Origin of the sequence: Loktanella sp. F6476L, from assembly GCF_023015725.1 — a bacterium.
Lineage (GTDB): Bacteria > Pseudomonadota > Alphaproteobacteria > Rhodobacterales > Rhodobacteraceae > Yoonia.
The window spans coordinates 27,743-51,531 of record NZ_JALKAR010000013.1 but is presented as its reverse complement, the minus strand read 5'-3'; the positions used below and the strand labels follow the sequence as shown (position 1 = coordinate 51,531).

23 protein-coding genes are annotated in these 23,789 nt (G+C 56.3%); 3 read left to right on the top strand and 20 right to left on the bottom strand.

What is annotated here, in order from left to right:
- Positions 1-140: 140 nt before the first annotated feature.
- Genes MWU61_RS17790 through MWU61_RS17765 form a run of 6 tightly spaced genes read right to left on the bottom strand, consistent with a single transcriptional unit; the run spans position 141 to position 6,185 of the window.
- Positions 141-1,373 (bottom strand): TIGR02270 family protein, encoded by a 1,233-nt coding sequence (locus tag MWU61_RS17790; RefSeq protein ID WP_247129816.1) that lies wholly within the window; start codon positions 1,371-1,373, stop codon positions 141-143.
- Position 1,374: 1 nt separating this feature from the next.
- A complete protein-coding gene (locus tag MWU61_RS17785) occupies positions 1,375-1,866 on the bottom strand; it encodes a DUF6484 domain-containing protein (protein ID WP_247129815.1) in 492 nt (163 codons plus the stop codon).
- Positions 1,867-1,881: 15 nt separating this feature from the next.
- Positions 1,882-2,772, bottom strand: a complete 891-nt coding sequence (locus MWU61_RS17780; RefSeq protein WP_247129814.1) for a hypothetical protein — start codon at positions 2,770-2,772, stop codon at positions 1,882-1,884.
- Positions 2,773-2,787: 15 nt separating this feature from the next.
- Complete coding sequence (locus MWU61_RS17775) at positions 2,788-4,068, bottom strand: PAAR-like domain-containing protein (protein WP_247129813.1); 1,281 nt, start codon at positions 4,066-4,068, stop codon at positions 2,788-2,790.
- A 3-nt stretch (positions 4,069-4,071) separates the two neighbouring features.
- Positions 4,072-5,076, bottom strand: coding sequence for a 3-oxoacyl-ACP synthase (locus MWU61_RS17770; RefSeq protein ID WP_247129812.1), 1,005 nt, complete (start codon positions 5,074-5,076; stop codon positions 4,072-4,074).
- Positions 5,073-6,185, bottom strand: a complete 1,113-nt coding sequence (locus MWU61_RS17765) for a DUF2169 domain-containing protein (protein WP_247129811.1) — start codon at positions 6,183-6,185, stop codon at positions 5,073-5,075. The genes MWU61_RS17770 and MWU61_RS17765 overlap by 4 nt, the downstream gene beginning before the upstream one ends.
- Before the next feature lie 224 nt (positions 6,186-6,409).
- On the opposite strand from MWU61_RS17765, the gene gcvH reads away from it, so the two are divergent.
- Both gcvH and tssI read left to right on the top strand, forming a co-directional pair.
- Complete coding sequence (gene gcvH, locus MWU61_RS17760; RefSeq protein ID WP_247129810.1) at positions 6,410-6,769, top strand: glycine cleavage system protein GcvH; 360 nt, start codon at positions 6,410-6,412, stop codon at positions 6,767-6,769.
- A 170-nt stretch (positions 6,770-6,939) separates the two neighbouring features.
- Entirely contained in the window at positions 6,940-9,165 is a 2,226-nt protein-coding gene (gene tssI / locus MWU61_RS17755) for a type VI secretion system tip protein TssI/VgrG (protein WP_247129809.1), read from the top strand.
- Here the strand turns inward: tssI and MWU61_RS17750 are convergent.
- The 7 genes from MWU61_RS17750 to uxaC are packed head-to-tail and all read right to left on the bottom strand — an operon-like array spanning position 9,162 to position 15,635.
- On the bottom strand, positions 9,162-9,461 hold the full coding sequence (locus MWU61_RS17750; protein ID WP_247129808.1) for a type II toxin-antitoxin system RelE/ParE family toxin: 300 nt from the start codon (positions 9,459-9,461) through the stop codon (positions 9,162-9,164). The two genes, tssI and MWU61_RS17750, sit on opposite strands and share 4 nt — an antisense overlap.
- Entirely contained in the window at positions 9,458-9,691 is a 234-nt protein-coding gene (locus MWU61_RS17745) for a type II toxin-antitoxin system ParD family antitoxin (protein ID WP_247129807.1), read from the bottom strand. Before MWU61_RS17745 ends, MWU61_RS17750 begins: the two co-directional genes overlap by 4 nt.
- A 44-nt stretch (positions 9,692-9,735) precedes the next feature.
- Complete coding sequence (locus MWU61_RS17740) at positions 9,736-11,256, bottom strand: altronate dehydratase family protein (RefSeq protein ID WP_247129806.1); 1,521 nt, start codon at positions 11,254-11,256, stop codon at positions 9,736-9,738.
- Complete coding sequence (locus tag MWU61_RS17735) at positions 11,253-12,680, bottom strand: mannitol dehydrogenase family protein (protein WP_247129805.1); 1,428 nt, start codon at positions 12,678-12,680, stop codon at positions 11,253-11,255. Before MWU61_RS17735 ends, MWU61_RS17740 begins: the two co-directional genes overlap by 4 nt.
- Positions 12,658-13,395 carry a 2-dehydro-3-deoxy-D-gluconate 5-dehydrogenase KduD gene (gene kduD / locus MWU61_RS17730; RefSeq protein ID WP_247129804.1) on the bottom strand — a complete coding sequence of 246 codons (738 nt, stop codon included), beginning with the start codon at positions 13,393-13,395 and terminating at the stop codon, positions 12,658-12,660. Before kduD ends, MWU61_RS17735 begins: the two co-directional genes overlap by 23 nt.
- A complete protein-coding gene (kduI, locus tag MWU61_RS17725) occupies positions 13,392-14,213 on the bottom strand; it encodes a 5-dehydro-4-deoxy-D-glucuronate isomerase (RefSeq protein ID WP_247129803.1) in 822 nt (273 codons plus the stop codon). Before kduI ends, kduD begins: the two co-directional genes overlap by 4 nt.
- Positions 14,214-14,228: 15 nt before the next feature.
- A complete protein-coding gene (gene uxaC / locus MWU61_RS17720; protein ID WP_247129802.1) occupies positions 14,229-15,635 on the bottom strand; it encodes a glucuronate isomerase in 1,407 nt (468 codons plus the stop codon).
- Positions 15,636-15,741: 106 nt separating this feature from the next.
- Between uxaC and MWU61_RS17715 the strand changes: the two genes are divergently transcribed.
- Positions 15,742-16,449, top strand: a complete 708-nt coding sequence (locus MWU61_RS17715) for a GntR family transcriptional regulator (protein ID WP_247129801.1) — start codon at positions 15,742-15,744, stop codon at positions 16,447-16,449.
- On the opposite strand, the gene MWU61_RS17710 is transcribed toward MWU61_RS17715, so the two are convergent.
- The 7 genes from MWU61_RS17710 to MWU61_RS17680 form a co-directional block, all read right to left on the bottom strand.
- On the bottom strand, positions 16,446-17,024 hold the full coding sequence (locus MWU61_RS17710; RefSeq protein WP_247129800.1) for a DUF3726 domain-containing protein: 579 nt from the start codon (positions 17,022-17,024) through the stop codon (positions 16,446-16,448). The genes MWU61_RS17715 and MWU61_RS17710 overlap by 4 nt on opposite strands.
- On the bottom strand, positions 17,024-18,703 hold the full coding sequence (locus MWU61_RS17705) for a hypothetical protein (protein WP_247129818.1): 1,680 nt from the start codon (positions 18,701-18,703) through the stop codon (positions 17,024-17,026). The genes MWU61_RS17710 and MWU61_RS17705 overlap by 1 nt, the downstream gene beginning before the upstream one ends.
- Positions 18,703-19,677: a membrane dipeptidase gene (locus MWU61_RS17700; protein ID WP_247129799.1), complete on the bottom strand. Its 975-nt coding sequence runs from the start codon at positions 19,675-19,677 to the stop codon at positions 18,703-18,705. The genes MWU61_RS17705 and MWU61_RS17700 overlap by 1 nt, the downstream gene beginning before the upstream one ends.
- The gene (locus MWU61_RS17695; RefSeq protein ID WP_247129798.1) at positions 19,677-21,128 is read right to left on the bottom strand and encodes an aldehyde dehydrogenase family protein; all 1,452 of its coding nucleotides are present in this window, start codon (positions 21,126-21,128) and stop codon (positions 19,677-19,679) included. The genes MWU61_RS17700 and MWU61_RS17695 overlap by 1 nt, the downstream gene beginning before the upstream one ends.
- 111 nt (positions 21,129-21,239) lie before the next feature.
- Entirely contained in the window at positions 21,240-21,332 is a 93-nt protein-coding gene (locus MWU61_RS17690; protein ID WP_247129797.1) for a DUF2474 family protein, read from the bottom strand.
- On the bottom strand, positions 21,332-22,333 hold the full coding sequence (gene cydB, locus MWU61_RS17685; protein WP_281502245.1) for a cytochrome d ubiquinol oxidase subunit II: 1,002 nt from the start codon (positions 22,331-22,333) through the stop codon (positions 21,332-21,334). The genes MWU61_RS17690 and cydB overlap by 1 nt, the downstream gene beginning before the upstream one ends.
- Positions 22,326-23,741 (bottom strand): cytochrome ubiquinol oxidase subunit I, encoded by a 1,416-nt coding sequence (locus MWU61_RS17680; RefSeq protein ID WP_247129796.1) that lies wholly within the window; start codon positions 23,739-23,741, stop codon positions 22,326-22,328. The genes cydB and MWU61_RS17680 overlap by 8 nt, the downstream gene beginning before the upstream one ends.
- Between the last annotated feature and the right edge of the window lie 48 nt (positions 23,742-23,789).

The following is a 23,789-nucleotide window of genomic DNA, read 5'->3' as shown; positions in this document are numbered from 1 at the left end:
ACGCAACACCGCGCAAGTGCCTCGGCTATCAAACGCCTTCAGAAGTGTTCCGCGCAAAACTGATGGAAGGAGAGCCATGATCCAGATAAACTGAACAGAGAGAAATCGCGCTTCAGCGTGAGTTCACCAAACCGAAGGCTTCAGCGCTGCGTCCAAGTGTTGAAAACTGGCACTTTCCAATTGGCCATACCAGCAGACGGATCACCCGCGGCCAAACACGTCGCTGCCACACGTCGCTGACGTTGGTAACCAGTCACAAAACACGCCTGATAGCTGTCCGCATTGGCTGGGCGTCCCAAAATATGCGCGCCCGCGCCAAATCGGCCTTTGATCCCGTGCCAATGGCCCGCGATATGATCCGCAGACGCCCACGCCAGATTTTCGTCTGGATCAAGATCAACGTCATCATCCAACGGATCATCTGTTGGCCCATCCGGCGCGTCATCCGGTTGGTCGCGATCAAGGTCCTCTTCCTCCAGATCAGCGCCCGTGATCAGCGCATAACTTTGGCCCGCAATCTGCGCCAGATCATCGTCGGCCATCTGTTCGATCAACCAAGGCACCGCGCCGACGTCACCTAAAATACCGTAGCCTTTAATCTTGCGTGCATTCGCGTCGATCGGTTGCGTCGTCAGCCAGCTACTACCCGCCGCAAATCCCATCGCAGGCAGCACAACATGCAACGCGTCATCCGCGCGGGCATTATCGCTGGTCGCGATCTGCGACAGACCATCAAGCGCCGCACCGCGGTCCCCCAGCAAAACCGCCGCCCACATCGCCCAAAACGCCGTTTCTGGGTCCGTATCGGTGCAAAGTTCCTGAACGCGCGGCAACAGATCCACCCGCCCGATTTCACCCGCAAGACGCAGCGCACGGCGACGCACGCCGGGCGCATCGTCCAGAAAAGCGGCCATATGCTTGCCAGGATCAACGCGGTGAACAGCACAGGCGGTCACACCAAGCGCGCGCGACACGGGGTTCGATGACCCCAGCAGCGGACTAACTTTGCCTGACAGTTGCGACCCGTGCAGCCACCCGATGCCCGACGCGGCGGGTCCGATCAATTCGCTCGGGTCAGTCTTAATCATCTCGATTGCGTCAGGGATCAGCGATGTATCGTGATGCCCAAAAGCAAGGTGGGCCACGGTGAACATTTCACCACCTCCGCCGATACCTTCGAATGCGGCAACCGCTTCATCCCAGCCAGCCGTGCCAGCAATGCGCAATCCGTCAAGATGCGCCTCGAGCTGCTCATCCAACCGCCCCAAATACATCGTATTGTAATGTGGCGCACCCACCGCACGACGGCGACGTTCCCACAGGACAGCCGCATCTTCGATGTGTTGGGCAAGAATTATCGGGATGTGTTTCATATCAGTTAAGGTGGATCGAACCGCCCTTGATCCGGTTCGCCCCCGATGAACGGCTGGAAATATAAGCACCGCGCAGCAGGATTTTTCCGGCCTTTGTCAGCGTGATGCTGGCACGCCCACAGCGGATCACGACCTGCTCTTTACCGGTGATATCGACGATCTCTTCTGCCCCATCATCAACGCTGACCCGCATCGGGGCGGGAGCCATATCAAGTTCAGTGGTCCCATCATCAGGGTCGTCCATCCCGTCACCCGGACGCAAAAGACGGCCCATAATGATCGGGGCACCGGGGTTGCCCTGCTCAAAGATAAGCGCCACTTCCGCGCCAATATCGCGGGTCGACAAAGGCACAGTTGCCCGCGCCGGAATCGCTTCTTCACTGGGATTACCGGGAAAGACCACCTGAATGCCGTCCTTTGTCACATCCATGACCATGCCAATCACAACACCGTCGAGCTTCACATCACCAATTTTCACGTCGCTGGGGTTCATTTCAAATCTCCTCGGTTAGGATTGACCTATCGTGCGCCAGTCGTTGCCGTCGAATAGAACGATGTCCTGTAACCCAATGGACCAAAGCCCGCTGGGCCCAACGGTTAACGCATAGACGGTGCGCATCTCTTCGTCGGTGTCACGCAGCATTTCCAATTCGCCGTCTTTCAATTCGTAAATGCCGCTAAGCGCTGTCAGATAGAACGCCCCGTTAAAGGCGCGGACCGACCAGAAATCTTCTTCGGTTTCGTCCTGTTCAACCATTTGCCAATCGTCACCGCGCCCCATGATTATCTGGCCAGCAAGCCCCACAGCGACGCAAATGTCCGGACCTGCAGCGATATCATTGAGGATGATGTTGGTCGGGCTCTGGCGTTGCTGCCAGTTGCTGCCGTCATAAGACCAGATTTCGCCATCCCAGCCAGCCGTGTAAAGTTCGGTATTGGAAAACCCGTCGATGGCCTGAAAAGCAACGGGCCGTTCGTTGGTCATGACGTCGTCATTTGAAATCATCTGCCATTTGCCTTTGTTACGCATATAGGCTTGGCGTTCGACACCAACGGCGTAAACTTTGTCGCCGACGCGGCGAACGGCCCGCAACGGCGCGTCCGGCGCATTGCCTGCCCCGTCTGTGACGCCGTTAATCACCGCATTGCCGCCGTCGGTCACATGGACAAGGCCAAACGGGTCGGTGACTAGCGCCTGCGCACCATCCTCGGTTGTTGTCGCGTCTGCTGTGACGCCATTGGCCAGACCAATTTCACACCACCCTTCGTCGTCGGACCAATAGACAAGTCCTGTGTGCGGCTGGGTTTCAATATCCATGCCCGGGGCCTGCGTGCAAACAACAAGCTTTTCGTCGTCGGTTTCAGCAGCGCGAATGAACTTCTGACCTGTGATATCCATTATGGTGTTTTCCTTTTATCCGCCTGTTGCGAGCTTGGAAAAGCCCGTGGTGCCCGGTGAAAGCCCGGCTTTGCTCACGTCGAAACCCGCATCGACCAGCTTTTCCGCGTTGGCGATGTCAACATCTTTTGTGTAACCGGTATCAACGAGTTTCAACCGGTCATTGTCGCCCACGCCGACATCGTCTTTGTGGTATGCGTCAAGCTGGGCTTCAGTACATTTCTTGTCGCATTTTGCCTTTGGAAACGTCTTGTTCAGAGCCTCAGCACCGTTCTTGCGAGCTTCGGCATAAGACACAGATGGTGTGGTTGTTGAGGGACCATTTCCGAATGTGACCGTTTCCCCCGTTTTGGAATCTGCCTTGTTCGCCGCACCTTGGAACGTGTGCAAAACGCCATGCGCGCCTTGATACTGGTTCGGGCCAAATGCGCACACGCAGGGCGCATCCCCCTCGTCGTAACCGGTTTTGCCATCCGCGCCACCGGACGCGATGGTCAGGCGGGATGCTTTAGACGATTTACTGGTGCCGCGTCCGGTTTTGAAAAATGCGGATGCTTCAACCAGATGGTGCGGGGTTTGACCGGGACAACAGCCCGGTTTCTTGCCGCTTGGCGCATCCTTGGGAACCAGCTTACAGGCCCGCGCGGTCAGACATTCGTTAGCCACGCGTTTTTGCGATTTGGACATGTTCTTATGCTTGTCGCGAGTAAAGGCGGAACCGGTTTCTGGTGCGACAAAGCCTGCTGCCGCACATGCATCTTCGCCGTCTTCTTTGTGCGGCTGATAATCCTTACAGGCGTCTTCCTCTTTCTTTTTGTCCTTTTGACAGGGATCATCGCTTTTCCCGTCAACATCAATCGCCATGCTGTCCATGAACGGCCATGGTGGTGTGTTTCCCGGCGCACTGCCGTGATTGTGCGTTGTCAGGTCGAGGTGACGCACGGCGTTTTCGCCTTCGATCTTCACGTCCATCGACCATGCGTTAAAATAGACTTTGCCACCTGTTTTACTGGTCACGACACCTTTCTTCGGGGCACAGCCCGCTTGATCGCCGACGCTTTTCTTGAACGCACTTTTGTTCTTCAACATCACCTCTTTTTTGGTGATTTTCACATCGCGGCTGCCTTTGGATGTGTCGGACGACATGCCGGTGTTGGGGTACGGGATCGGCACGCCGGGGGGCGTTGCTGGGGTCTGTGGCGGCGTGAAACAGACATCAGGAAAGCAGCAGATCGATTTACCGCTGCCTGCCTTGCACGACAATTCGCGCCCGTTGGCGAAGACATCATTCCCCATGATCTACCCTTCCATCCTGAAAATTGCGGTGCCGCGTCTGCCGTCATCATCTGAGGTTTGCATGATCACTGTTGGCCCCGGCGCATAACGTTTTTGCGCGGCGGTCAGACCTAGGCCAAGCATAAGCGGAATGCTTGCCGCACCCGTATAGCCAAATTCGCTGGCGGGGTTCCAAAGGTCCATTTGTTCAACCCTGATCCGCAACACGCGCGTCAAAGCAAGCGCTGCTTCTTTGAAATAGTATTGCTCACCGTTCAGGTCACTGACACGGTAATCGACTTCGCTGAAATCAATGCCCGCTTCACCCAAAGCACCGCGCATTGCTGTGACAAGTCCATCGGCACGCGTCGGTTCACCCGACGTGATATGTGCGGCTTCGCGACCAAAACCGAGGCCGAGCAGTTTGAACGCACCTTCGCGACCAAGCAGAACAGCCCCTGCCCCTTCAGCGGCAGGAAACCCGTTTGAGTTTGTCTCGGTCAGCACACGATCTTCGGCGTCGTAAAAGCCCATCGTTTGGGCCAGAAGATAGCTGTCCACGCCCGCAATAATGACCTTTTGCGCGCCCTTTTTCATCAATTCACGCGCGTCACGCAGCGCCACGATCCCGCCAACGCGACCGTAGATGATCACGGCACTATCTTCGTGCACCGGTTGGCCAATCGCCCGCAGCGTATCGTGCAACAACGACGCGTCCACACCAGCGAGCCTGCCGGGGCGGTCCGCCTCTGCCAAACACAACAGCACTGGCACGTCTTTCGGGTCCACGTCGCCCAAAGCCGCGTAGCATTCGCGCAATGGTCCTTCGAGCAATGCCTGCAGACGCGCGCGGCCCCGTTTCGGCGGATCCAATGGCACTTCGGCCCCGATCATCCATTTCCCGTCGTGGGATATGAAATGGGTTTCTTCGAAATTCGACAGGCGCGCCCGCTGGGCCGCTGCGGCGGCGGCCGCTGTCAGGCCGATTGCGGTGGTCATGCCGCAGGCTTCAATCGCAAGGCCACTCATAATTCAGGGACCTCTTTATCCATGCCAAGACCCGCAAGCCCCGGATTATACTTCTTGCCGAGCGCACGTGCCCGCCAAAATCCGCGCCCGCGCTTGCCGATAATCGCTTCGCGCATTTCCAGAATATCGCGCTGCAACGGCAGACTGGACCGCGTCACCACATCGATGATGCGCAAATCGGGTTGAATGATAATCGTGTCAGCGACCGAAGTGCCCGGAATGTCAGGACCGCGACGCCGCGCAAACACAACCGGCAGATCAAGCTTTGGCAGTACCATCTCGAACGGGCCGTCATGCCCCTGCATCATGTTGTTTAACTTGATCACTTCGCCCCCTTTTGGATGGCGAATTTGCTGATCGGCGGGGGCGGATTGCGCGTAACGATCGTCATAATCGTCGGGCAAATGCGGAAAACGGTTGTCGATCCAGTCTTGATCATAGGTCCCCGCATATTGCGCACGATTAGGCGCACCACGGGCCAACGGGCCAAAGCTGACAGGGGCGACTTTGTCCCATGGGGACTTTAGCAAATTATGTGGGTCTTCGCAGAACGGCATCGGGGCGCCATCCACGATGTCGCTGTTCTTGGACTGATGCCACCCCATGCCAACGGTGTTCAGCGGATACATCGCAGGTTCTTTTTCCGCTGTGTTCAGACGATCCGCGCCACCAAAGGCGTAATCATACGAAATCATCTGGCGGGTGAATGGTGCGGCCTCTGACGGCGACGTCGTCAGCATGTAAGACTGCCACGTACGCGGCCCGAAGACGGCAATCGTTTTTGACACGGTGCCGCAGATCAAACCGGCGTAAACCATTTGGGTCGGAACGCCGCCGGGCGCATACGCAGCCCCATGCACAAGCACATCGCAGTAAGGTTTGCGCAGCGCAAATTCGGATTCAAACGTGACCGCGCTCACCCCTTCTTCACCGCTGAATTCATCTGCAGTGCACAAAGCAGGCACATCATCCGACCACGTGCAAACGCCGCCAGTTTCAGCCGGAAAGGAAAGCCGCCGCTTTGTCACCACAACAGCATGTTCGCGGCCAGTCGGGTCCATCCCGATACTGAACCCTGCTATTCCGGACCCTTTGAGGTCGATGTGCATAGTCGCCCCGCGCTAATAAAACTTCTAAAATCTATACAACCTTCCCACCGTTACCGGATTCTTGAAAGGCTTTTATGACAATCGCAATATCCTGCAGATTGGGCGGGGATGTGCCCCTGGGTCAAGTCAGGAAAACCCGCAACATTTCACGACGCGCGAAAATGACTTGATCGGCGTGGCACCGCGATGCAGCTTGCAGGCGACATCATCAAGGGGCCGACCACATGCGCTACACGACAGAACACCATTGGCTAAGGGCTGAACAGGGGTTTGTTGTGGTGGGAATCACGCCCTTTGCGGTCGAACAACTGGGGACCTTGGTTCTGGTGGAATTACCGCAAATGGGGGACAACGTGGCCAAAGGGGAAGAGGTCGCAATGGTCGAAAGCAGCAAGGCCGTATCAGACATCTCAGCCCCGATCAGCGGGGACATCGTGGCTGTTAACACCGCGCTTGCAGGCAATCCGGGCCTCGCGAACGAAGACCCGATGGGCAACGGGTGGTTGTTCAAAATGTCCGTGCCAAATCCGTCCGAAATAGACGGCATGATGGACGATGCAGGCTACAAAACATTCATGGGTTAACTGCCCGCACGTACGTCATGCCCTTGTGACAAACGAAAGGTAGCGGTTCCCTTACTTGTTTTTGAGACTGATTCTATGTGAAGCTATGCGCAGGTTGGGCGTATTATTTCTACGAAAGCAGACCTCTTTTTTACAAAGCGACCGCGTTTTTAGCATGTTAGGACACTGAAATGGCATCGGATTTTCTACAAGACGGCCGGATGGGCATCCTGAAAACAGAGCTCGGCGAAAACGAATTGGTCCTGCTGCGTTTCAACGGCGAAGAACACGTTAACAACCTTTTCGAATTCCACGTCGAAGCCTTATCCACCAAGGCTGACATTGATTTTGACGCTTTGGTCGGCACGCCCGCCCACGTTTTGCTGAAAACATTCGAACACCCCGATCAGCCATTCCACGGGGTCGTCACTGCGGCCAAATTTGATGGTGTTGATGAAAACGGCTGGCGGTATGATTTGACGCTGCGCCCATGGTTCTGGCTGGCTGGACTGCGCCGGAATCAACGCATCTTCCACGAAATGTCGGTCGTCGAAATTCTGGACGAACTGCTGTCCCCCTACAGCCACCTCGGGTCGCCCGCCGTCGAAAAGAAACTGACCAAAAGCTACGCGACGTTGGAATATACCGTGCAGTACCGCGAAAGCGATCTGGCTTTTGCTACCCGCATGATGGAACGGTTCGGGATCAGCTATCACTTTGCCCACGACGATTCCGGCCACACGCTTGTCATGACCGACGAGATGACCGAACACGATCCTATCGACGGGGATAGCCGCAAATTCCAGCAAGTCGCAGATCGACATCGCGGCAACGAAGAACATTTCTGGCACGTGGCCCCTGCCCGACGGATCACAACCGGTGCGATCCGTCTGACCGACTACAACTTCAAAACGCCCAACGCGATGATGGAAGCCGATCACATCGGCGATGCCGGTTTCGGTGAAGGTCAGATTGAAAGCTTTGATTTCCCAGGCAACTACCTTGATCAAGGCGAAGGTAAAGCGCTGGCCAAACTGCGCACTTTGCAGGAACGTGGCCAAGATCACCGCCATTTTGCGACGGGCGATGCCACATCGATGCGGGCCGGCTTGACGGTTAAAATCATCGGTGATCCGATCAAAGGTGTCGATGATCCATGCCTGTGTCTGACCGCGCGCCATAGCTATTCCAGCAACACATATGCCAGCGGCAACGGCAGCGGCGAACCCAATTACGAGGGCACATATGTGATGCTGCCCACGTCGGCCCCGCTCGCCCCCGAACGCAAAACACATGTGCCTGCGGTGCAGGGCCCGCAAACGGCAACGGTCGTCGGCGAAGGCGAGATTGATTGCGACGAATATGGCCGCATCCTTGTGCACTTCGCTTGGGATCTGGCGGGCGCCAATTCGATGCGCTGCCGCGTGTCGCAAAACTGGGCCGGTAAAGGCTGGGGCGGCATGGTGATCCCCCGCATCGGGATGGAAGTTGTCGTTGAATTCCTTGAAGGAAACCCAGACATGCCGCTGGTCACGGGCTGTGTCTACAACGGCAAAAACGACGTGCCCTACCCGCTGCCTGCGAACAAAACACGGTCGACCTTCAAGACGGACACGCACCAAGGCACCGGTTTTAACGAACTGCGGTTCGAGGACGACAAGGAAAAAGAAGAAATCTTTATCCACGCCCAAAAAGACCGGAACGAAAAGACGCTGAACTGCCATTCGGAACGGATCGACGCCAACTGGGTACAATCGGTCGGCCAGAACAAATCCATCGAAGTGAACAACAACCATGTCGAAGCCATCGGCGGCAACATGAACCTGACCGTCGGCCCATCCGCGATCAGCAGCGTGGTCAGTGCGGCGGCGGCGGCAATGGCAGGCGGTGTTGGCAGTGTGGCTGCGGGGCTTGGCAAACTCGGTGCGGCGATCCCTGGTGAAGGACATTATGTCGAAACGATTGACCTGACCAAAACATCCACCGTCGGCATTTCGGATTCCGCGACCATCGGCGTGTCAAAATCCGTCAGTGTCGGCAAATCCATCGACGTGAAATCCGGTGTGTTGATTGCCGTAGAAACTGGCAAATCCTACGATCTGCAATCGGGCGAAACCATCGCGGTCCAATCGGGTAAAACGATGGATGTGCAGGTTGCAGAAGACGCGTCAGATACCGTTGGCAAAGATAAATCCATCGCAGTCGGCGAAAATTTCAGCATTAGCGCTGGCAAAAAGATGGATATCACCGTTGCAGATGAGCTCAGCATCACCGTTGGCAAAAGCAAGCTCGTGATGAAAAAGGACGGCACCGTCCAGATCAACGGCAAGGACATCGACCTGAAGGCCAGCGGCAAGGTCAACGTCAAAGCAACGTCCAAGATCATCGTCAAAGGGTCGAAAGTTCAGATGAACTAATCGGCCAGCAACGCGGCCCAGTTCGCTTTGCTATGCACCACGCGGATCACGTCCAGCGTGGTGTCATCCGCCGTGTAAATCACGAGATGGCGTTGGTACGGCATGATCCGAACAGCAGGCGTAAATTCATCGCGCAACCGTGTCATTTCTGGAAATTGTCCCAGTTTTTCAAACATCTGACCAAGGCCGCCCAAATAGGTGACCGCTTGGTCCTGCGACCACGTTGTCACCGTATAATCCCAGATCGCATCCAGATCGGCCCGCGCAGCAGGGCGTAGCGCCACCGTTAAAGTCACGCGCCGGATTTGTCCGCGATGAAAGATGCCATATCAAATGGGGTTGCAGGACCACTGTTCAAACCGTCGTCGACAACCGCCTGCAGCTCGGCAATCGCGGCGTGCTGTTCCTGATCCTTCCTGATCAAATCGCGCACGTAATCACTGACGTTGCTATAACGCCCGCCTTTGGTGCGGTGTTCGGCCCATGATTTCATGGGATCGGGAAGGGATACGTTCATTGTGGCCATGACGTGAACCTAGGCTGAATGACAAAGATTGTCAAGATTTCGCCCTACATCACCGCCCCGATTTGCCATGGCACAAATTCATGATCGCCAAGCCCTAACGCTTCGCTCTTCGTCTGCTGCCCCGACGCCGATGCCACGATCAGGTCGAGGATATCCGCCCCCTTGTCCGCAATCGCCACGCCTTGCGACACGATATCCCCGCAGTTCAGATCCATGTCGTCCGGCATCTTCGCGTAAAGCGCGTCGTTCGTGGAAAGCTTAATCGTCGGCGCAGGTTTCGATCCAAAGGCCGATCCGCGACCTGTCGTGAACACCACAATCTGTGCGCCACTGGCGATCTGGCCCGTCACGGACACCGGATCATAGCCGGGTGAATCCATGAAAATCAGACCTTGTTGTTGGGGTTTTGCAGCATACCCGACGACTTCAACCAATGGCGTTGATCCGGCTTTTGCGACCGCGCCCAACGATTTTTCCAAAATCGTCGTCAACCCGCCCGCCTTGTTCCCAGGGCTCGGATTGTTGTCCATCGACCCGCCATTTAGACGCGTATAATCTTCCCACCAGCGCAATTGCTTGCTCAGAGTTTCGCCTACGGCATCCGACCGCACACGGTCCAGCAACAGCTGTTCCGCACCATAAATCTCCGGCGTCTCGGCCAGCACAACGCTGCCACCATGCCCGACCAAAAGATCGCTCGCGGCACCCAAGGCGGGGTTCGCCGTGATCCCCGAATACCCGTCAGACCCGCCACATTGCAGCGCGACTGTCAGCGCAGACAACGGTTGCGGCGTGCGTTCGGTGGCATTCACATCCGGCAAAATCGCCTTCACCTGTTCGACGATCCGCGCCGCCGTTGCCGTCGTCCCGCCCGTTTCTTGAATGGTCAGACCGTGAAACCGTTCCTGACCGGTGCTGCCGAACTTCGTCTTCATCCGCGCGACCTGCATCACCTCGCATCCGAGGCCCACAAAAATCGCAGCTCCGATATTGGGATGCGTGGCATAGCCCCACAAAACCCGTTCAAGATATTCCATCCCCAAACCGTCAGTCGCCATCCCGCAGCCAGTCCCGTGACCAAGGGCCACGACCCCGTCAACGTTCGGATAAGCGTCAAGTAGCCCCGACGTCGTGATCTGTTCCGCCGCCTTGCGGATCACCGTGGCAGAGCAATTCACCGTCGCGATCAGCGCAATCATATTGCGCGTACCAACCTGCCCGTCATCGCGCAGATAACCGCCAAACGTACGCGGCGAAACATGCGGCACAGCCGCCTTTGCAGTCTCTAACGCGGCCCCAAACGGCAAATCCGTATCGTGATCACCAAAGGCGCAATTGTGACTATGCACATGTTCGCCCATTGCAATATCGGTGGTCGCATAGCCAATCAGATACCCGAATTTGAAGACCGCATCGCCTTTGGCAATGTCCGCCCGCGCTACTTTGTGACCCGCACTGACAGAGGCTGCTAAAGCTGCGCCATCAGGCACCACTTGCGTCCCCGCTTTGGTGCGTTCCGTTAGGATCACCACGTTATCGCGGTCGTTCAAAATCAGGGTCGTCATTGGGCGATATATTCCTTTACAGCCGCACGCGCCCCTTGCGATTGCAAGCGCGCATATGCTGCCGTCAAAGGTGCACGGAAAGCAGGGTTTTGCGCAAGCGTTTCGCTGAAAATATCGCGAAACCCGAGCAGATCAAAAACGCCATCTGACGCCTTCAGCTGGTCCGCCATCGGGTCACGGACATCAATCGGGTCACCCTTTTCATCCGTGCCACCAACGTACCGCATCCACGCCGCCACCGCGAGGATCAGACCATTCGGCAAATGGCCCTGCGCCAGATTATCGGCGATTGTCCCCAGCAACCGTTGTGGTAGTTTCTGACTACCATCCATCGCAATTTGCCAGGTCTTATGCCGGATCGACGTATCCTTGAACCGATCCATCAGCGTCGCGCAATAGGCTGGTAGGTCTTCGCCATCGGGTTGCGGCAACGTCGAAATGATCTCTTCATGCCACAGCTTTTCGCACAATCCGGCAAAATCAGGGTCTGTGACAACGTCGCCAATCGTCTCTAATCCCGCCAAATAGCCTAGATAAGCCATCGTCGAGTGGGTCCCGTTCAGGCACCGCAGTTTCATCAATTCGTGGGCATCAACATCCTTGACGAACTGCGCGCCGGCGCTGTCCCACGCGGGACGCCCATCGGCAAAATCATCCTCGATCACCCACTGCCTGAATGCTTCATGAAACACGCAAGCGGGGTCGTGATAGCCCGCAATCTCTGCCAGCTTTTCCACATCAGCGTCAGTTGTCGCAGGCGTAATCCGGTCCACCATCGTAGCGGGAAACGGCACGTTCTCCGCAATCCAATCCGCCAACGCCGGATCATAGGCTCGCGCGAAATCAAGCACAGTGCCCCGCGCCAACGCCCCATTCGACGGCAGATTATCGCACGACAGAACGGTAAACGGTTTCCCGCCCGCCGCATGACGTTTTGCTAACGCAGCCACAATAAACCCAACAGCCGTGCGCGGCGCGGCGATATTTGCCAGATCATGCATAACGTCAGGATGGGTTCGGTTCAGCGCACCCGTCGCAGGTTCGTGGCAATACCCTTTTTCAGTGATCGTCAACGACACGATCTTCACACCCGCATCCGCCATCGCATCAACGACAGCGTTCGGGTCTTCAGGCGCAACTAAAACGCGGGAAATAGACTCTATCACACGCGGTTTTGGCCCGTCTTCGGACAGTGACACAGATGTGAACGCGCCGCCCTGCGGGTCAAGCTGATCACGCGCAGTGGGACTGCGCAGACTAACCGCGCAAATCCCCCAATCGCCACCTGCATTCGCCATCGCTTCATCGGTGTAAACCGCATTAAAGGCACGGAAAAACGCGCCCGGCCCAAGGTGAACGATCCCCACTTTCGGGGCTTCACACGACCGTTTCAACCTTGGTTTATCGGGCAAGCCATCCTCCATCGACGTTCAAAACTGCGCCCGTCACGTAATTCGCGGCACCGCCACACAGGAACGTCACCGCCCCCGCAATATCGGCAGGATCACCCCACCGTCCGGCAGGAATACGACCCAAAATCTCGGCACTGCGCTGCGGATCATCGCGCAGGGCGGTCGTGTTATTCGTAGCAATATAACCGGGTGCGACCGCATTCACGTTGATCCCGTGCGCGGACCATTCGTTCGCAAACAGTTTTGTTAGACCCGCAACGCCGTGTTTTGACGCAGTGTAGGCAGGCACACGAATGCCGCCCTGAAACGACAAAAGCGAAGCAATGTTGACGATACGACCACCCGCCTCTCGGGCAATCGCGGCTTTCGCAAAAGCTTGGCACATCATGAACACAGCCTTCAGGTTCACGTCCATTACGTCGTCCCAATCGGCCTCGGTGTAATCGACACTGTCGGCCCGGCGAATAATGCCCGCGTTATTCACGAGGATATCGAAATCACCCGCACCTTCCATCGCAGCCACCGCCGCCGCAGGATCGGACAGATCAAGGCGCAGCTCTGCGCCCTTTTCCCCCATCATTGCGACGGTTTCAGCACATGACGACCGGCCAGCGGCGACCACGTCGGCCCCCGCCTGCGCAAGCCCCACGGCAATCGCCTGACCGATACCCGTATTCGCACCCGTCACAAGGGCGCGTTGCCCATCAAGTCGGAACGGATCAGTCATTTCAGGTCCCCGATTGCAATCATGTCCATATCGGTGAAATCAACGTTATCGCCGGCCATTGCCCAACAGAACGTGTACGACGACGTGCCAGCACCTGAATGGATCGACCATGGCGGTGAAATCACGGCTTCCTCGTTGGCCATCACGATGTGACGGGTTTCCTGCGGCGTGCCCATAAAGTGGAAAACCCGCTGATCTTCCGGCACATCAAAGTATAGGTAGGCTTCCATCCGACGATCATGCGTATGCGCAGGCATCGTGTTCCAAACAGACCCCGGCGTGAACTGCGTGTACCCCATCAACAGCTGGCAGCTTTTGCAGACGTCAGGGTGCAGGATTTGAATAATCACACGTTCATTTGCGGTCTCGCGCGCACCCATTTCGACACGGCGTGCGTCTTCAACTTTAATCAGCGTGGTCGGGTAGGTTTGGTGGGCGGGTGCGGACAGCAGATAGAACCGACCACCCGACAACGAAATTGGACCAGCACCCATGCCGATATATAAAACTTCTCCTTTTTCAAGGGTATATGTTTCGCCACCGACTGCGATCTCACCGGTATCGCCAAGGTTTAGCGTGGCCATTTCACGACGTTCAAGGAATGTCGCCGTCCCCGTTTCTGGCACATGATCCAACGTCAGAGGGCCATTTGCAGGCACCGCAGAGCCAAGGATCAAACGGTCGTAATGCGAATACACCAGCCGGATCTCGTCATCGGCAAACAGGTCGCCCACATGAAAATGTTCACGCAGCTTTTCGGTGTCGAACCCTTTGGCCGTTTCGGGGTCAATGGCGTAGCGGGTTTGGGTCGTTGTCATAGCTCTACTTTCAATTCAGAGGTTATAGGCAGTTTTGGCAAGCCCGTAGGACAGGTCATGCGCGACTTCAAAAGCGTCTTGCTCGCGCAACCGTCCGGTCATCACAAGCGTGGACAAATACGCGCAATCCGATCGACGCGACACATCGTGGCGGGCGGGGATAGAACAAAAGGCGCGGGTGTCGTCGTTGAAACCGGCAGTGTTATAAAATCCGCAGGTTTCGGTGGTATTTTCGCGGAACCGCTTGATGCCTTCATAACTATCATGGAACCACCATGGCGGCCCCAGCTTTAGTGCGGGGTAAGCACCGGCAAGCGGCGCAAGTTCGCGCGCATAAACGGTTTCGTCCAATGTAAACAAGATGATCGTCAGATCAGGTTCCATCCCGACGGCATCCAACATCGGTTTCAGGCCTGTGACGTAATCAGTACAGCCCGGAATATCGAACCCCTTATCGCGGCCAAATTCCGCAAAGACGCGCGCAGAATGGTTGCGCCGCGATCCCGCGTGAATTTGCATGGTCATGCCATCGTCCAACGACATCTTCGCCATTTCGGTCAGCATCTGGCCGCGAAATTCTTCGGCTTCGGCCGCGTTGAAATAGCCACTGTTAATCTTGATGAACAACGCTTCTGCATCCGCGCTGCTCAAAGTGGCCGTGTGCGCAGACGGATGCCCGTGATCCGTCGCTGTTGCACCGTGTTCGCGGAAAAATGCACGCCGCTTACGGTGCGCCGCAAGATAACCCGACCAACTGCGTGTATCTTCGCCCGTGATATCACCAAAATCACGCAAGTTTTGCGCAAAGCCTTCGAATTCGGGATCAACAACAGCGTCGGGGCGGTAGGTTGTGATCACACGCCCCTGCCAACCGCTATCCGCAATCATTTTGTGCCACTTCAAGTCATCCAATGCACCTTCCGTCGTCGCAAGCAATTCGATGTTAAACCCATCGAAAAGAGCACGTGGGCGGAACGCATCAGTCGCAAGTTGCGCTTCGATTTGTTCGTAAATCACGCCCGCAGTTTCAGGTGACAGCACCTGATCAATCCCAAAAACATGTTCGAACGCATGATCAAGCCAGATCGACGACGGCGTCCCGCGGAACAAATGATAATGTGCCGCAAACCGGCTCCAAATCTGGCGCGGGTCACGCTCAACGGCGCCACCATCGGCGCGTGGAATGCCCAAATCAGCCATCGGAACACCTTGCGACACCAACATGCGAAACACGTAATGATCTGGAATCACAAACAATTCAGCGGGATTACCAAAACGTTTATCCTCTCCGAACCATTGCGGATCACAATGCCCATGGGGACTAATGATCGGCAGATCAGCCACGCTTTGATACAGCGCACGCGTCATATCCCGCTGGCGCGGATCAATCGGAAACAGACGATCAGGGTCGTTTAATGGCATGCCGAAATCCCCCTCATAACGGAACTGGTACACTAATATGCTAGTCGGTCAGTTGAGTCAAAGTTGAAATGAGGCTATCGTCCCACAAAAGCACACAGGGCACCCCATGAATGCAATCATATTTGATCCCATCGACGCGCCCACAGGGTCCGCAACGGACACGGTGTTTGATGCGCTTTATGATGCAATCGTACACGCGAAACTGCCACCGGGTGCACGCGTTTCAGAACAAGATGTCGCCAAACAGCTCGCAGTATCGCGCCAACCTGTCCGCGACGCATTTTTTCGATTATCCAACCTCGGGTTCCTCGCGATCAGGCCACAACGTGCGACTTTAATCACGCCCATTTCGGTTCAGGCGGTCAAAGACGCGATGTTCACCCGCACGGCGCTAGAGGTAGAAAGCCTTCGGGTGGCGATGACCAAAGACCTCGCAAAATTAATAGATGCGTTAACACACAACCTGTCAGAACAGCGCACATGCAAACCAAATGATGCTGCGGGATTTCACATACTCGATGAAGCATTCCACGAAATCATCTGCGCGCATTCCGGCCACACACACGTTTGGTCACTAATCCGCGCCCAGAAAGCGCACCTTGATCGCATCCGTTTTTTGACGCTTTCGCACGAACGCTACAAAGAAGTCATCCTCGAACACGACCGCATTCTAGACGCTATCGTGAACGCGGATGCGGCAAAAGCAGAGGCCGAATTGCGGCACCACATCAGCGCAGTCATGAACACGTTGCCCGACATTGTCGCTGCAAGACCCACGTATTTCGACCCGAACGCGAAAGATGCATTGCCTTAACCGGCCCCTTTCAAACGGCTTTCTTCGGTCGCCGGGGCATAGGTGCGGTGCGCAAACGCCAATAACCTTGCCCAAGCCGCAGGGTCAGGGTTCGCCCGATCCGATCGGTCCAATCGATAGGGCATCACCATCGGGGCAGCCACGATCACACGCGATGCAGATTCGTCGATGATACCGTTGAAACAAACACTTTCCCCATCCGTGGTCACGGTCCCGCTCGCAGTTTCAATGGTCGCGCCACCCTGCCCCGCGATAAATGGCAACACCAATATCGGCACCGCAACTGGGCCTATACTATAGTCACGCCGCCCAAGATCCGACATCAAACACCCCGTCAACAATGGGCACAAAGGGCCAGCCGCCGCCCAATCGTCCTGCGTCATGACTGGTTTTGCAGCGTTAAAATCCACGCCATCCATCCGGCGCAACAAAGCTGCCAACGCCGCGCACCCGTCCACCCCGCGTGCAGTTAACCAACGCGCAGCAAATCCGGCCTCGTCCGCGACGCCCCAAGAATATCCCGCACCGCGCGCTGCTTTTTTGGCAGTCGCTTCGACTTCGTTCAGCGAAAACATCACGCATATCCCGTGGGATAGACCCACAAATCGGACGTTTCAGGCGATAAATCCTCGGGATACGGCGCGCCCTTGTACATGCAAATACGGACCCAGCGATCAGATCGCGGATCGAAATGGATTGCCCCAAAAAACGACAACTTCGCGCGCAGCATATCAATCGGCATAACCGCCGCGCTAATCGTATTGTCGCGGATTTCACCGTAAGGCGCGACGCGCGTCAGCTGCGCCCGCTTCACCGCCTGCCGATGTTCGGGATGGTCCAGCAAAACCATCGCAACAGGCGTTTCATCTGCAATATCAGCAAGATCGCGCATCAGTGAAACCGCATCACGGGCGGGGGCCAAGGGTTGTTCAAAGGCTGCAATCGGTTCTTCAAAACGCTCCCCAAGGCGCGGTTCCAGCTTTTCCGCCGACACGTACCACGCGCGCGCGCAGTGTTCCGCCGCGGCCCAATCGATATCCGCAGCCCAGCCGTAGACATCCGCCAAGATCACGCGCAGGTCGCCCACGGCCATCGTGCCATCAATGCGGAACGATTTTTCGAACATATCCGCCATGCAATCCGCTAGCCCGTCGACCAAATTCGGATAGGGTTCCAAGATCAATGACGCGATCAACTCTTGGCCTTCTTCGCTCAGCGTTTCAAACGCCCATAACCAGAGTCTATTCCACGGGAATTCGCCGTCAAACGCCGTTTTCCGGTAGGCCCGTATTTGCTGCAGATCGTCATGCAAATCCGCCAGTTTGGCGACCTGTACCGGATTTTTCGATCGCCATTCGCCAACAGACGTCGCGACGCGGGCAAACAACGTGTCAAATATGCGCAGTTCATCGGCAGTTGCGACTTGCACACGCCGGACGCGGGCAATTGCCTCTTCTCGGGCGAAGATCCAATTGTTGAATAAAACCGGATGGTTGACGATAAACGGGGCCATCCCCAGACCCGTCGAATTGCCGATCCCCAGACTTTGCGCGATTGCAGGGTTCAACGCGACCGCCTTGTCGCCCCCTTCCACACGCGCCATGTGTTGCACAAGGTCACGCACGAAGGTCCGGATCAGGTAAACCGTTAACATCTCGGTCTGAAATGGCACGGTCAGCTCGGGTCGATCCGCGATGGTTTCGCGATCTGCCGCCCCGAATTTACCGGACCCATAAACAGCGGTCGTGCGCATCAGGTAGCCAACGGCATCGATCTGATCGACATCGGGTTGCCGCCCATTCGCAAGTGCTGTGACGACATGCGACCATAACCGAACCGACCGATTTGCCCGTGATAGGGTCAATTCTTTGGCCGAAACGCGACCTGCTTCTTGCAACGGCACGTTTTGCGCCAGCCTGTCGATATCAGCCTGCGTCGGCACGCCATCAAACAGGGTAAACGTCGCATCCCACGCATCTGCGATGACCCGATCCGACCGTTTGTCTGCGGGCAGATCATGCGCAAACGCGATTAACGAATATGAACGCGCGGGCCCTTTTGCAGTGTAGACAGCGTGCCCCACACCACTTTGATCGATGTCGAAGATCGGACGTGTGAAGTCCCAGCTTTCGCCCGCCATACGCCGTGTCAAAACGCGCATAAAGCTAAGCCTGCTTTGGTGGAACGACCCAAGTCTGCTTAATCGCATCACAACATCAGGCGGCCGGCGCGTGATATCTGTGATGCGATCCATCATGTTGCTGGACCAAAATTCGCGGCGAAAAAGCGGTACCAATTGCCGCCCATGATCTTCCCAACCTCGTCGTCAGACATCCCGACCGCCCGCAATCCAGTCTCTATGTTGGGGAAATCGCGGTTATCTTGGAACCAATCCGGCATGTCCGGAAACCCAGGTGCGGCAGCTGATCCTTCGCCGTAGTCGATAGTTTTTGTCCATCGCCCCGTCCGCATCCATTCGACGACACTATCGGGATGATCCTGACAAAGGTCAGAGCCGATCCCAAGGTTATCCACACCGAATTTATCCGCCGTCCGCGCAACCATTTCGCAAAAGCTGGTCAGCGTGCAGTCCGTCTTATCCTTCAGATGATGCGGGTACAGCGAAAACCCGAGCATCCCGCCGTTTTGCGTGACCGCCCTGATCACGTCGTCTTTTTTGTTGCGCAGCGCAGGGCACCATTCGTGCGGGTTGGCATGTGTGATCGCAATCGGGCGGTCCGAGAAATCAGCTGCTTCAATCGTGGACCGATCCGCTGAATGGCTCATGTCCACAACAAGCCCCACGCGGTTCATTTCACGCACCACTTCGCGGCCCATGCGGGTCAAACCCATATCTTCGGCTTCATAACATCCCGTCGCAAGCAGCGATTGGTTGTTATAGGTCAGCTGCATGAACCGCGCGCCAAGCGTATGGTTAATCTCGACCAACCCGATGTCGTCTTCAATCGGGCTGGGGTTCTGGAACCCAAAGAATATCGCAGTGCGACCCGTCGCCTTTGCCCGATCAATGTCTGCGGCTGTTAGACCTCTGATAATCAGGTCGTCGTATTGTTCGAACCAGCGGTTCCATTGTTCAAAGTTCAGGACCGTTTCGCGAAACATCTCGTGGTAGGCGATGGTGACGTGAACCGCGTCCACGCCCCCAATCCGCATTTGTCGAAAAATCTTTTCCGACCAATTCGCGTATTGCAGCCCATCGATCCGCATCAGTCTGGCGTGCCCGCGCTGATGTAGGCGGTTTTCACTGTGGTGTAGAATTCCGCCGCAGCCTTGCCCTGTTCACGCGGCCCGTAAGAACTGTCACCGCGGCCGCCAAATGGCACGTGGTAATCGGTGCCCGCCGTCGGCAAATTGATCGTCACGACACCGGTTTGGGCATTGCGGCGGAAGTGGTTCGCGCGTGCCAACGATTTCGTCACGATCCCCGACGTCAAACCGAATTTCGTGTCGTTCACGACGCTCAACGCTTCATCGTATGATCCCACTTTGATCACGGATGTCAGCGGCGCGAACATTTCTTCGCGGTTGATCCGCATCGCGTTGTTCGTGCCAAGAAACACACCCGGCGACATGTAAAACCCGTCATGCGGCATATCGAGCCGCACACCGCCGCAGGCCAGTTCCGCCCCTTCGGATTTCCCAAGATCAACGTATGCTAGGTTTTCAGACAACTGCTGTTCGCTCACAACCGGACCAATCTGTGTGCCTGTTTCTAACGCGTGCCCGACCTTCATCGCTTGCGCACCCGCGACCAGCTTTTCGACAAATGCGTCGTGCACCGCTTCATGCACCACCAGTCGCGACGATGCCGTGCATTTCTGTCCGGTCCCACCAAATGCACCGCCCAATGACAGCGTCACGGCAAGGTCCAAATCCGCGTCATCCATGATGGCAAACGCGTTCTTTGACCCCATTTCCAACTGTACCTTGGTGAAATTCCCGATGGCCGTTGCGGCAATTCCGCGCCCAACAGGCACGGACCCCGTAAAGGACACCGCGTTCACGCCGTCGCTTTCGACGAGGCGTTGACCGATGGCACCGCCCGCCCCCATCACCAACGAAAACAACCCGTCGGGGATGTCTTGCTTTGCGATGATTTCTGTTAACGCGACGGCGGATGCGGGTGTCATATTGGCCGGTTTCCAGATCACGGCGTTCCCGTAGCAAAGCGCAGGCGCGATTTTCCAAGACGCGGTCGCCGTCGGGAAATTCCAAGGCGAAATGATCGCGACCAGACCCACAGGTTCGCGGCGCACGTCGATCTCGATACCATCGCGCACGGAATCGGCGTTTTCGCCAATCTGACGCAGACATTCGGCGGCATAATACGTGAAGAACTGACCGGCGCGGTACACCTCGCCTTTCCCTTCGGCCAGCGGTTTGCCTTCTTCGCGCGACAACAAAGTACCGAGCTCTTCCGCCCGCGCCATCATTTCTGTCCCGATTGCATTCAGGACGGCCTGCTTACGTTCCAAACCATATGCCGCCCATTCGCGTTGTGCGGCGTGGGCTTTTTCAATCGCCAGATCAAGTTGATCCGCACGGGCCTGCGTGAACATCCCAACCAGATCCGTCACATCAGACGGATTGCGGTTTTCGATCTCACTGTCACCGGCAACCCATGCTCCAGCGATGTAATTCAGTTTGGTGTCGCTCACGTTCCGCGCCCCTGTTTGTATTTAGTTCAGAGCACGTTGTCGAAACGGATTGATTCCGTCAAATTTATTCGCACCGACACAAAGGGCGCACAGATGATGCAGCGACCTAGATCACAACAACACTGTGCGGATCGCAAACGCGACGATGCCCAGCACCGCCACGCTTGCGATCCAGATCGCGATAAACCATGCGATCCGTTTCATCAGTGATACCCTTCGTCAGGGTCGATTTTCCCGCGAAACACCCAATAGGCGTAGGCGGTATAAATCAGGATCATCGGCACCAGCACGACCGTGCCGACAAGCGCAAAGCGCAGGCTTTCGTCGGGGGCCGCTGCTTCGGCGATGGTCAGGCTTGGCGGGACGATGTTCGGGTAAAAGCTGATCCCGATCCCGACAAAACACAGCACAAAGATCGCCAAGGCCGCCAAGAACGGTTGCGCATCGCGGCCCGCGTTCAGCCCTGTGAACAACGCCCACGCCGACACAAGAACCGCCGCGGGCATTCCCACGCTCAGGAATACACTCGGCATTGCAAACCAGCGTTCAAAATACACCGCATCTTGGAACGGCGTCAGGATGCTAACCAGGCCAATAAAGGCCAACGTGCCCGCCCCCAGATACCACGCATACCGCTGCATTTTGCGCTGCAATTCACCTTCGGTTTTCATGATGATCCATGTGGCGCCAAGCAATGCGTAGCCCACAACAACCGCGACGCCGGTCAGCACGGAAAACACGCTTAACCAATCCCACCAGCCGCCAGCATAGGCGCGATCCGCAACCGTGATCCCCTGCACCAACGCGCCAAGCGCGATACCTTGCATAAATGCCGCCACGACTGATCCGCCAAAGAATGCGACGTCCCAAACCGGTTTCCACCGTTCCGTCCGCCACCGGTATTCAAACGCCACGCCGCGAAAGATCAACGCAAGCAGCATCAGGATAATTGGCATGTAAAGCGCAGGCATGATCACGGCATAAGCCAGCGGGAAAACGGCAAACAATCCGCCACCGCCTAGCACCAACCATGTTTCATTCCCGTCCCAGATGGGTGCTACGGAATTCATCATGGTCGCTTTTTCGCGTTCGCTTTCGGCTGTCGGGAACAGGATCCCGACGCCTAGATCAAAACCATCAAGGATCACATAGGTCAGCACAGCAAAGGCGATGATACCTGCCCAGATAAAGGAGAGTTCAAACATCAGACGGTTCCCTTTCGTAGACTTCGGTATGCTGGATCGGTGTGATGCCGGCAGTCCGAATTGGGCCATCCCCGCGCAGTGGATCAAGCTCGCCAACCGGTTTGCCCATCATCCGCAGCAGGTAGAACGTACCTGCCCCAAAGACGAAGAAATAGACGATGATGAAGGCCAGCAACGATGCGGCAACCGCAGGTGCGGCAACAGGGGCCAAACTATCAGAGGTGCGCAGCAACCCGTAAACGGTGAATGGCTGACGCCCGACTTCGGTGGTAATCCATCCGGCCAACACCGCGACAAACCCCATCGGTCCCATCAAAATAGAAGCCCGGTGCAGCCATTTGTCGTCGTACAACTTGCCCCGTACACGCCGCCACAATGACCACGCACCCAGACCCAACATCGCAAAGCCAAGACCAACCATCACCCGGAAGCTCCAGAACACAATCGCGACGGGCGGTTCATCCTCGTCAGGGATCGTATCAAGCCCGTCCAAAGGCGCATCGAGGTGGTGTTTTAGGATCAAGCTCGACAGTTTCGGGATTTCAATCGCGTAATCGATCCGCTTTTCTTCTGCATTCGGAATACCAAACAGGATCAGCGGCGCACCGTCGGGATGGCTGTCGTAATGGCCTTCCATCGCCATGATCTTGGCAGGCTGGTGTTCCAACGTATTCAAACCGTGGAAATCACCCGCGAGAATTTGCAACGGTGCCACCACAATCAGCATCCACATCGCCATCGAAAACATCCGGCGCGCGGCGGCATCTGCGCGATCACGCAGCAAATGCAGCGCCCCTGCCCCGCCAACAACCAGCGCAGTCGTCAGATAGGCGGCCAACACCATATGCACGAGCCGATATGGGAACGACGGGTTAAACACGATGGCCCACCAGTCTTCGGGTACAAACTGGCCCAATTCATTGATGGAATACCCCGCAGGCGTTTGCATCCACGAATTCACCGACAAAATCCAAGTGGCGGACATCAACGTGCCAAACGCCACCATCGCGGTCGCAAACATATGCAGCTTGTCACCCACACGGGCGCGGCCAAACAACATGATGCCCAGAAATCCTGCCTCTAGGAAAAAGGCAGACAACACCTCGTAGGCCATCAACGGCCCAAGGATCGGTCCGGTCTTGTCCGAAAACACGGACCAGTTCGTGCCGAATTGATAGGACATCACAATGCCCGACACGACGCCCATGCCGAACGCCACGGCGAAAATCTTTTTCCAATAGTTGAACAACGCCAGATACGTCTGATCGCGGGTCCATAGATACAACCCGTTCAGAACCGCCAGAAAACTGGCCAATCCGATCGAGAACGCGGGAAAGATGATGTGAAACGACACCGTGAATGCAAATTGCATCCGTGCGAGCGTTTCAGCAGTCAGGCCGTCAAACATTGTCATGCCTCATTGTGTAAGGTCAGATGCACCATACGATATAGTGCA